We start from the raw sequence: 11,345 nt of genomic DNA, 5'->3' as shown, positions 1-11,345 counted from the left end.
GACTCGTGGCGCTACCGCATCACCTGGAAGCCCGTCCCCGCCGGCGCCGCCCCCGCCACCCTCCGCGGCACCTGGCTGGTGCTCACCGCCGGCGATGACGCCCCGGCCCGCGACCTGACGACGGCACTCTCGGCGGCGGGGGCCGACCCCGTCACCGTGCCGGTGGACGCCGAAGCGGACCGCGCCGCCCTCGCCGCGACGATCACGGCGGCACTGCGCGGCACGGCCTCCCCGGACACACCGCTGCCCCCGGTCGCGGGCATCGTCTCCCTCCTCGCCCTGGACGAGGACGACCATCCCGACCACCCCGGCCTGCCCCGGGGCTTCGCCGCCACCGTCGCCCTCGTCCAGGCACTGGACGACACCGGCGTCGAGGCTCCGCTGTGGTTCGCCACCCGGGGCGCCGTGGCCACCGACCCGCAGCGCGGCGTCACCGCACCGCGCCAGGCCCTGGTGTGGGGCTTCGGCCGGGTGGTCGCCCTGGAGGAGCCGGAGCGCTGGGGCGGACTGCTCGACCTGCCCGAAACCCTGGATCCGGCCGCGGCCACCGCCGTGGTCCGGGCGCTCGCCGGCATCGGCGACGAGGACCAGCTCGCCATCAGGCCGCACGGTGTCCTCGCCCGGCGGCTGGTCCGCGCCGCCACCGGCGAGCTCGACAGCACGCGCCGCTGGACACCCCAGGGCACCGTCCTGGTCACCGGCGGAACCGGCGCCCTCGGACGGCATGTGGCCCGCTGGCTCGCCCGGAACGGCGCACCACATCTGCTGCTCGTCAGCCGGCGCGGCGCCGACACCCCCGGAACCGACGAACTCGCCGCCGAACTCGCCGAGTTCGGCACCCGCACCGAATTCGCCGCCTGCGACATCGCCGACCGGGACGCGCTCGCCGCCCTGCTCGACACGATCCCCGCCGACCGGCCGCTCACCGCCGTCCTGCACACCGCGGCCGTACTCGACGACGGGACGATCAACTCCCTGACCCCCGCCCAACTGGCCGGAGTACTCCGGGTGAAGGCCGGCGGCGCCCGCAACCTCGACGAGCTGACCCGACCGCACGACCTGTCGGCCTTCGTGCTGTTCTCCTCCACCGCCGGCACCATCGGCGCGCCGGGCCACGCCAACTACGCCCCCGGCAACGCCTACCTCGACGCCCTGGCCCAGCAGCGCAGGGCAGCCGGGCACCGGGCCACCTCCATCGCCTGGGGTCCCTGGGCGGAAGCAGGCATGGCCGAGGGCACCGTGGGCGAGCGACTGCACCGGCACGGCGTACGCGTCATGGACCCCCGGTCGGCCGTCGCCGCGCTGCAACGCGCCCTCGACCACGACGACACCGCCCTGGCCGTCACCGACATCGACTGGGACACTTTCGCGCACGCCTTCACCACGGCCCGCCCCCGGCCCCTGATCGCCGACCTCCCCGACGCGCAGCGGGCACTGGCCACCGCCGCACCGGCGACGGAGGAGACGACCGAAGGCCCCGCACTGGCCCGGCAGCTCGCCGCCCTGGACGAGGCGGAGCAGCGCCAGGCCCTGTCCGCACTCGTCCGGGCCCATGTCGCCGCCGTCCTCAACCACACCGACCCCGACGAGGTCGCCCCGCACCGGGCCTTCCGCGAGCTGGGCTTCGACTCCCTCATGGCGGTCGAACTCCGCAACGCGCTCAGCGCGGCCATCGGCACACGACTCCCGGCCACCCTCATCTTCGACCACCCGACCCCGGCGGCGCTGGCCACCCGGCTGCGCACCGAACTGGGCCTCGACGAGGCGCCGGCCCCGACCGCGGCGGCCCCCGCCAAGGCGACGGCCGACGACCACGACCCCATCGCCATCGTGGCGATGAGCTGCCGTTTTCCCGGTGGGGTGGGTTCGCCGGAGGAGTTCTGGCGGCTGCTTGCGGGTGGGGTGGACGCGATCGGTGAGTGGCCGGCCGACCGTGGCTGGGACGTGGAGGCGCTGTACGACCCCGAGCCGGGCGTTCCCGGCCGCAGTTACACCCGTGCTGGCGGTTTCCTGGACGATGTCGGTGGTTTCGACGCGGGGTTCTTCGGGATTTCGCCACGTGAGGCGGTGGCGATGGATCCGCAGCAGCGGTTGCTGCTGGAGACGTCGTGGGAGGCGTTCGAGCGGGCCGGGATCGATCCGGTCGCGCTGCGCGGCAGCCGCACCGGCGTCTTCGCCGGCACCAACTACCAGGACTACTCCTCCCGTTCCCTCGCCGCGGCACCGGACGCCGAGGCCCACCTCGGCACCGGCAACTCCGCGAGCGTGATGTCCGGCCGCCTCTCCTACACCTTCGGCCTGGAGGGGCCCGCGGTCACCGTCGACACCGCCTGCTCCTCCTCCCTCGTCGCCCTCCATCTGGCGGCGCAAGCTCTCCGGTCGGGCGAATGCGATCTGGCGCTGGCCGGCGGCGTCACCGTGATGTCCACCCCGGGACTCTTCCTGGACTTCAGCCGCCAGCAGGGCCTGGCGGCCGACGGCCGGTGCAAGGCGTTCGCCGACCGCACCGACGGCACCGGCTTCTCCGAGGGCGTCGGCGTCGTCCTGGTCGAGCGGCTCTCCGACGCACAGCGCAACGGGCACCCGGTGCTGGCGCTGCTCCGCGGCTCCGCCGTCAACCAGGACGGCGCCTCGAACGGCCTCACCGCCCCCAACGGCCCCTCGCAGCAGCGGGTGATCCGCGAGGCCCTGGCCGGCGCGGGCCTGTCCGGTACGGAGGTCGACGCCGTCGAGGCCCACGGCACCGGTACGACGCTCGGCGACCCCATCGAGGCCCAGGCGCTCCTGGCGACCTACGGGCAGGACCGGGAGGCCGACCGCCCGCTGTGGCTGGGCTCCGTCAAGTCCAACATCGGGCACACCCAGGCCGCCGCCGGTGTGGCGGGCCTGATCAAGATGGTGCTGGCGCTCCAGCACGGCGTCCTGCCGCCCACCTTGCACATCGACCGGCCGTCGACCCATGTGGACTGGTCGGAAGGGAACGTACGGCTGCTCACGGACACCGTGCCGTGGCCCGAGGCCGACCGGCCGCGACGGGCGGGGGTGTCCTCCTTCGGCATCAGCGGCACCAACGTGCACACCATCCTGGAACAGGCCCCCGCCGCACCCGCCCCGACGTCGGCCGACGCCCCGTCCGCACCCGTGACGTGGCTGCTCAGCGGCACCACCCGCGACGCCCTCCGAGCCCAGGCCGACCGCCTGCACGCGCATCTCGAAAACCGGCCCGAACTCGGCCTGCGGGACGTGGCACTGTCCCTGGCCACGACCCGGTCCGCCTTCGAGCACCGCGCCGCACTCGTGGGCGCCACCCGGGACGAGCTGCTGAGCGGCCTGCGCGCGCTGGCGACCGGCGAGAGCCCGGCGCAGGTCGTCACCGGGGTCGTACGGGGCGAGGGCCGAACAGCGCTGCTGTTCACCGGCCAAGGGGCACAACGACCCGGAATGGGCCGGGAGTTGTACGAGTCCTTCCCGGTCTTCGCTGATGCGTTTGACGCGGTGTGCGCGCACTTCGACGGTGAGTTGGCGTCGCCGTTGCGGGACGTGGTGTTCGGCGAGGATGCGGAGAGGCTGAACCAGACCGGTTTCACCCAGCCCGCGCTGTTTGCGGTGGAGGTGGCGCTGTTCCGGCTGGTGGAGTCGTTCGGCGTCCGGCCGGATTTCCTGGTGGGGCACTCCATCGGTGAGCTGGCGGCTGCGCATGTGGCTGGCGTGCTGTCGCTGGAGGACGCGTGTCGGCTGGTGGCGGCGCGCGGACGGCTGATGCAGGCCCTCCCGGCCGGTGGTGCCATGGTCTCGGTCCAGGCGTCGGAGGCTGACGTACTGCCTCTGCTGGAGGGCCAGGAGCAGCGGGTGAGCATTGCCGCGGTGAACGGCCCGAAGTCGGTTGTGATCTCCGGTGCGGAATCCGCGGTGGCGGAGATCGCCGGGCGTTTCGAGTCCGAGGGGCGGAAGGTGAAGCGGCTCCAGGTGAGTCACGCTTTCCACTCCCCGCTGATGGAGCCGATGCTCGACGAGTTCCGTGCCGTCGCGGACAGCGTGGCGTACGCGGAACCGCGCATCCCGGTGGTGTCGAACCTGACCGGCGAGCTCGCCACTTCACAGGAGCTGACGTCCCCTGCCTACTGGGTGCGGCACGTCCGCCAAGCCGTCCGCTTCGCCGACGGCATCCAGTGGCTGGCGGAACACGAGGTCACCCGATACCTGGAAATCGGGCCCGACGGCACCCTGACCGCCATGGCACAGGCGTGCCTCGACGGCGACCGGGCGCTGATTCCCGCGCTGCGCAAGGACAGGTCCGAGACGCACGGTCTGATGGCCGCGGTCGGCGCGCTCCACACCTCGGGCGCCGGCCTGGACTGGTCCGCGCTGTTCCCCGGCGCCCGCCGTGTCGACCTGCCGACCTATGCCTTCCAGCGGCGGCGCTACTGGTGGGACGCCGTGGCCGGGGTGGGCGATCTCGACGCCGTGGGGCTGCGCGCGGCCGGGCACCCGCTGCTCGGCGCGGCGGTCACGGTGGCCGGTGCGGAATCCGTGGTCTTCACGGGGCGGCTGTCCCTGGCCACCCATGCCTGGCTCGCCGGGCACGCGGTGCTGGGCAGGGTGATCCTGCCGGCGACGGCCTACCTCGACCTCGCCGTCAGCGCCGGTGACCGCACCGGATGCGACCATCTCGCCGAACTCACCCTGGAGGCGCCGCTCGTCCTCCCGGAGCAGGGCGCCATCCAGCTCCAGGTCGCGGTGAGCGCGCCCGACGACACCGGGAGCCGGTCGTTCACCGTGCACTCCCGGCCCGCGGAAGCCGATGACGCCGCGCCCTGGGCCCGGCACGCACAGGGCACCCTGGCCACCGCCCCGCCGAACGAGCCGGAAACTCTGGGCAGTTGGCCGCCCGAGGGTGCGGAGCCGGTCGGAGCGGGGGAGTGGTACGACGCCTTCGCCGACGCCGGGTTCGCCTACGGGCCCGCGTTCCAGGGCCTCGGGCGCGTCTGGCGGCGCGGGGACGAGCTGTTCGCCGAGGCCGCCCTGCCCGAGCCGTACCGCGCCGACGCCGCACGGTTCACGCTGCACCCCGCGCTGCTCGACGCGGCCGTGCAGACGCTGCTCGTCGGCGGCCGGGACGCCGAGGGTACGGGTGACGGCGGTGCGATGCTGCCGTTCGCCTGGAGCGGGGTGACGTTCCATGCCGAGGGGGCCGATGCGCTGCGGGTGCGTCTGGCGCCCGCCGAGGGCGGGGACGATGCCTTCTCGGTGCTGGTCACGGACGTCTCCGGCCGGCCCGTCGCGGTGGCCGATGCGCTGATGCTGCGCACGGTCACCCCCGAGCAGCTGCCCGCCTCCGCGCCGGCCGGGCCGGAGGTGCCGCTGCGCCTCGACTGGCAGGCCGCGGCCTCCCTGCCCGCACGCGCCGGGGCCGCGCGGTGGGTGGTGCTCGGCAGCCCGCTCGGCGCCGCGTCCGCGGGACCCGCGGACGCCGGGATCGCGGAGGCGCTGGACGGCGCGGGCGTGCACGCGGAGTCGTACGCCGACCTCGACGCGCTGGCGGCCGCGGTGGCCACCGGGATGACGATGCCCGACACCGTGCTGCTGGAGTGCGCACCGGACACCGGTACCGACACCCCGGACGTCCGGGGAGTGCTCGCCGGCGCCCTCGCCGTCTGCCGCCAGTGGCTCGCCGAGGAGCGGTTCGCCGGCTCCCGGCTGGTGATCGTCACCCGGGGCGCCGTCGCCGCCGGGCCCGGGGAGGACGTCGGCGATCTCGCGGGCGCGGCGCTGTGCGGACTGGTCCGCACCGCGCAGCTGGAACACCCCGGGCGGCTGTGGCTGCTCGACCTCGACGACAGCGAGGCGTCCCGCGGCGTGCTCGCGGATGCCGTGGCCGCCGCCCCTCCGCAGGCGGTGCTGCGGGCGGGCGAGTTGCGGCTGCCACACCTCGCCCGTACGGAGCCTCCGCAGGCCCCGGACTCCCCGTTCGATCCGGAGGGCACGGTGCTGGTGACCGGGGCCACCGGCGCGTTGGGGCGGCTCCTGGCCCGCCATCTCGTCACCCGGCACGGCGTACGGCACCTCGTGCTGGCGAGCCGCGGCGGCCCCGCGGCCGCCGGGGCGGCGCAGCTGTGCGCGGAGCTGGCCGAGCAGGGAGCGGAAGCCTCCCTGGTGGCCTGCGACGTCGCCGAGCGGACGGACGTGACGGCGCTGCTCGACTCGGTCCCCGCGGACCACCCGCTGACCGCCGTGGTCCATCTCGCCGGGGTCGTCGACGACGGGGTGCTCACCGCGCTCAGCGAGGAGCGGATCGACCGGACGCTGCGCCCGAAGGCCGACGCCGCCTGGCTGCTGCACGAGCTGACCAGGGACCGGAAGTTGTCGGCGTTCGTGCTCTTCTCCTCCGCGGCCGGTACCTTCGGCTCGGCGGGTCAGGCCAACTACGCGGCGGCCAACGCCTTCCTGGACGGTCTGGCCGCGCACCGGGCGGCCCAGGGACTGCCGGCCACCTCGCTCGCGTGGGGGCTGTGGGCCGAGGACGGCGGGATGACGACGGGGCTCGCCGACACCGACCGGCGGCGGATGGCCCGCGGTGGCATGCGGCCGCTCTCCGCCGACGACGGGCTCGCGCTGTTCGACGCCGCGCTGGCGACGGGCGACCCCGCCCTGGTCACCGTGGGCCTCGGCCGGAGCGGTATGGCGGCACTGCTGGGCGCTGCCGCACCCGGCCGGACCCGGCGGACGGTCTCCGCGTCCGCGGCGGACAAGGACGATCTGCTGGCACGGCTGGCGGCCGCCGGCCCCGGCGGGCGGGACGCGCTGCTGCTGGATCTGGTACGGCGTCAGGTCGCGGCGGTCCTCGGCCACGGGTCACCGGAGGACGTCGAACCGGACCGTGACTTCACCGAGTTGGGCTTCGACTCGCTGACCGCCGTGGAGCTGCGCAACCAGCTCGGCACCGTCACCGGCCTGCGGCTCCCGCCCACGCTCGTGTTCGACTTCGCCACCCCACAGGATCTCGCCGCCCGGCTGGGCGAGGAGCTGACCGCGGGGGGCCTCCCGCGGTCCGGCACCGGCACCGCAGGATCCGATGACGACCAGCCGTCCGCGACGGGAGGGGCAACGGACACCCTCGGCGCCCTCTTCCGGGGAGCCTGCGAGTCGGGACGGGTGGAAGAGGGGTTCGCCCTGCTCCAGGCGGCCGCCCGACTGCGGCCGACGTTCGACGCGCCGGAGGACGACGGGGCGCGGTGCACGCCCGTACGCCTCGCACGCGGCGGTGCCGCTCCGGATCCGGCCGAGCCGGCGCTGATCTGCTTCAGCTCGTATGTGGCGCTCGCCGGTGTGCACCAGTACGCCAGGTTCGCCTCCGTCCACCGGGGCACGCGCGACGTATGGGCGCTGCCCACCCCGGGCTTCGGCCGCGGTGAGCTGCTGCCGGCCTCCTTCGACGCGGTCGTACGGGTGCAGGCCGAGGCGGTGCTGCGGTGCGCGGACGGCGGTCCGTTCGTGCTGCTCGGCTCGTCGTCCGGCGGCATCCTGGCCCTCGCGGTGGCGCACTACCTGGAGAAGGCGGGGACACCGCCCGCCGGCGTCGCGCTGCTGGACACCTATCTGCCGCGCGAGGACTCGCCCTTCACCCGGTTCGCCGGCGAGATGATCGGCGGGATGTTCGACCGCGAGTCCCTGTTCGCGCACATGGACTCCGACCGGCTCACCGCGATGAGCTGGTACATCCACATCGTCGGCGCATGGTCGCCGGACCGGCTGTCCCGCCCCGTGCTGCTGGTGCGCTCCAGTGAGCCGCCGGTGAGCGTCGAGCAGGCGGGCGAGCTCGCGGCGGAGGAGTGGCAGGCGTCCTGGGACGGCGCGGACACCGTGGCCGAGGTGCCGGGCAACCACTTCACGATGATGGAGGACCACGCGGGCTCCACCGCGAAGACCGTCGCCGCCTGGATGGAAGCCCTGCCGGACCCGCGGCCGCAGGGGAGCGACACGCCGTGATGAGCGGCGGGGAGCGGCGTGAGTCGCCCGGACGAGCGCGGGTGGGCGTCCGGCCCCGGGCGCATTGTCTGGGCGATTCACCAGACCCTGCCGGCGACGGTCGGCGCCGCGCCGCACAGCGGACACCATGGTCACAGGCCCGCGATTCGAGGTCGCGGGCCCATCGGACGAGGGAGACACCATGAAGATCACGGTTGATCGGGACCGGTGCGTCGGCGCCGGGATGTGTGCGATGACCGCCGGTGAGGTCTTCGAGCAGCACGAGGACGACGGCCGCGTCGTGCTGCGGATGACCGAGCCGCCCGCGCAGCTGACGGACGACGTGGAAGAGGCGGAGCAGCTGTGTCCGTCCCGCGCCATCACGGTGGACCCCGCCGCCGGCTGACCGGTGCGGCGAGGCTCCGCGTGAGGGCGTCAGACCCGTCGTACCACCAGCGGTCAGCCCCGCTGTACCACCAGCGGCAGCTGCTCGGCGCCGAAGACGTTGCTGCCGTGGAACGACAGGGGGGAGCCGGCATCCACCCGCACGCTGCGGAAGCGGTCCAGCATCAGCTCCAGCACGATCCGGCTCTCCAGCCGGGCGAGCGGGGCGCCGATGCAGTAGTGGATGCCGTAACCGAACGCCGCCTGCCGGGAGTTGGACCGCTCCGGCACGAAGGCCGCGGGGTCGTCGAAGACCCGCTCGTCATGGTTGGCGGACAGCAGCCACAGATGGATGAGGGTGTTCGGCGCGATGACCTCCCCGCCGATCTCCACCTCCTGCGTCGGCACCCGTTCGACGCGGGTGAACGGCGGCCGGCAGCGCAGCGTCTCCTCGATCAGCGCGGGAATGCCGGACCGGTCCGCGCGCAGCGCCTCCCAGCGCTCCGGCGCGCTGTCCAGGCACAGCAGGATGTTGCCGAGCAGTACCGAGGTCGTGATGTGGCCCGCCAGCAGCAGCAGCGTGGCGAAGCTGACGATCTCGTCGTCGGACAGCCGCTGGCCGTCGACCTCCGCCTGCACCAGGGTGCCGATCAGGTCGTCGTGCGGGGTGCTGCGCCGCGCGTCCACGAACTTCTGCAGGTACGCCGAGATCTCCTCGCCGGTCTGCTCCATGCGCCGCACGCTCTCCGGGTCCGCCGCGTCCGTGGCGAGCAACTGGGCGCCCCAGGCCTGGAACTTGGCCTGGTGCTCCAGTGGCACGCCCAGCATGGTGGCGATCACCATCACCGGCAGCGGATTGGCCACCGCGTCGACGAGATCGAAGCGCTCCCCGTCGGCCGCGTCGAGCAGCTCGCGGGTGACGGTGGTGATCTGCGGGGTCAGTTCGGAGATCAGCCGGCTGGTGAACGCACGGCTGACCAGGCGGCGCAGCTTGCCGTGCTGCGGCGGGTCGAGCAGCAGCAGGACGCCGCTGGGTGTGTCGCCGCCGAGCCGCCCCACGGTGTCGGAGGAGTACAGCCCCGGATCGCCCAGGACGCGCATCACGTCCGCGTGTCTGAAGACGTGCGCGTTCCCGGACTCGTCCCGCCAGACCGGTCTTTCGTTCCGCATCCGGCGCATCCAGGCCAGCAAGGTGGCGCCGCCGTCCGGCTCCACCGTCGGAGGTTGCGCGACCTCCGGGCCGGGCGCCCACTGTGGGTGCGGCACATTCGGGAGGACATTCGACATTTGCTGCGGCACCGATGATTCCCCTTTCGCGCCGGCCCGGGCGCATACCGGAGCACGCGTCCTGCCGTCGAAACCTCTCTTCACGGATAAGACGGAAGCTCAGCACGGCGGCGCGGCGCGGGACAGGAATGCGGCGGAATTCTAGGGATTTCCGAAACCAGCGGTCCGCCGGCGGCGGGGCATCGGCCCCACCCGCGGCGACCGGGCACGCGGCGGCGCGGATCCGGCACCCGGGAGGCGGGCCGTGGGCCTGTACGTCATTGTCTGGAGGAATCCCCAGACCATGGCGGCGCGGTACCGCGGTGCACTGTCCCAGACCACAGGATAAGCATCGACACCATCCGCGCTCTGGCCGTGAATGCGTGCCTGGCGGTCATATCGAGGCCACCCAACTGTGCGCGACCGAGAGGGGATCCCCAATGCGCGTGCTGTTCGCCGGACTGTCCGAGAAGTCGCATCTGTATTCCATGGTGCCGCTGGCTTGGGCGCTGACCGCGGCAGGGCACGAGGTACGCATGGCGAACGCCCCGGCACTCACCGACATCGTCACCGGCACCGGTCTGGTCGCCGCCCCCGTCGGCCGCGACCACGACCTGCACCAGGCCATGAAACTGGCCCCCGAGTCGCAGGACCAGGACGTCGCCAACTGGAGCCGGCTGGGACCGGGGGAGGTGGACTGGCCCGCCCTCCGCGGCCGCTACGAGGTCAGCGTCCCCTACGGCTTCGCGCTCTACAACGAGCCGGTGATGGACGAGATGACCGCCCTGGCGAAGAGCTGGCAGCCGGACCTGGTCATCCGTGACCCGCTCTGCTACGCCGGAGCCATCGCCGCCCGCGCCTGCGATGCCGTCCACGTCCGGCTGCTGTGGTGCGCCGATGTCTACGGCAGGGCCCGGCAGACCTATCTCGGCCTGATGAACGAGGTTCCGCCCGAGGAGCGGGTGGACCCGCTCGCCGACTGGCTCGACGAGCGGGGCGCACCGTTCGGCGTCTCCTGCGACGAAGAGCTGATCAACGGGCAGTACACCCTCGACACCCTGCCACCGAGCCTGCGGCCGCCCACCACGCTGCGGTCGCTGTCCATGCGCTACGTGCCGTACAACGGGGACGCGGTGTGGTGGCAGTGGCTGCGCGAGGCACCCAAGCGGCCGCGGGTCTGCCTGACCCTCGGCACGAGCAACACCGAGGCGTACGGCGGTGACTACGTCTCCGTTCCCGACCTCCTCCAAGCGCTGGCCGCGCTCGACATCGAGGTGGTCGCCGCGCTCCTTCCGCAGCAGCGGAAGGCACTCGCCGACATCCCTGCCAATGTGCGTGCCGTCGACGGCGTGGCGCTGCACACCCTGCTGCCCAGCTGCTCGGCCGTCATCCACCACGGCGGCTGGGGGACCTACGCCACCGCCCTGATCAACGCGGTACCGCAGCTCGCCCTCTCCACCAACGTCGCCGACCAGGAGTGGCGGGGCCGGTCCCTGGAGCGCGCCGGCGCGGGGATCTTCGCCCACCACAGCGAGGTCACCGCCGACCTGGTGCTCCGACACACCCTGCAGATTCTCGACGACCCGGGCTTCGCCTCCGCCGCGCAGCGACTGCGCGACGAATCGGCGGCGATGCCCAGCCCGCGCGACATGGTCGCCACACTGGAGCAACTGGTCGCGGAGCGCTGACCGGGCCTGTCGGCCGGCGACCGACAGGCCCTCCCCCTGACA

3 protein-coding genes and 1 pseudogene are annotated in these 11,345 nt (G+C 73.6%); 3 read left to right on the top strand and 1 reads right to left on the bottom strand.

Annotated features, from left to right (window positions below; all coding sequences use genetic code 11):
• Positions 1 to 675 precede the first annotated feature (675 nt).
• Together EST54_RS14250 and EST54_RS14245 are read left to right on the top strand one after the other, a co-directional pair.
• A pseudogene (locus EST54_RS14250) lies at positions 676 to 7,986 on the top strand (SDR family NAD(P)-dependent oxidoreductase); the annotation flags it as partial.
• Between the two features lie 181 nt (positions 7,987 to 8,167).
• Entirely contained in the window at positions 8,168 to 8,371 is a 204-nt protein-coding gene (locus EST54_RS14245; RefSeq protein WP_129247975.1) for a ferredoxin, read from the top strand.
• Positions 8,372 to 8,424: 53 nt separating this feature from the next.
• Here EST54_RS14245 and EST54_RS14240 read toward each other — a convergent pair whose 3' ends face one another.
• Positions 8,425 to 9,648 (bottom strand): cytochrome P450, encoded by a 1,224-nt coding sequence (locus EST54_RS14240; protein WP_244942519.1) that lies wholly within the window; start codon positions 9,646 to 9,648, stop codon positions 8,425 to 8,427.
• Positions 9,649 to 10,055: 407 nt separating this feature from the next.
• Between EST54_RS14240 and EST54_RS14235 the strand changes: the two genes are divergently transcribed.
• A complete protein-coding gene (locus EST54_RS14235) occupies positions 10,056 to 11,303 on the top strand; it encodes an activator-dependent family glycosyltransferase (RefSeq protein ID WP_129247974.1) in 1,248 nt (415 codons plus the stop codon).
• The last annotated feature ends 42 nt before the right edge of the window (positions 11,304 to 11,345 follow it).

The organism is Streptomyces sioyaensis, assembly GCF_004122735.1.
Taxonomy (GTDB): domain Bacteria; phylum Actinomycetota; class Actinomycetes; order Streptomycetales; family Streptomycetaceae; genus Streptomyces; species Streptomyces sioyaensis.
The sequence above is the reverse complement of the archived record's forward strand: the minus strand, read 5'-3'. Positions and strand labels throughout refer to the sequence as shown.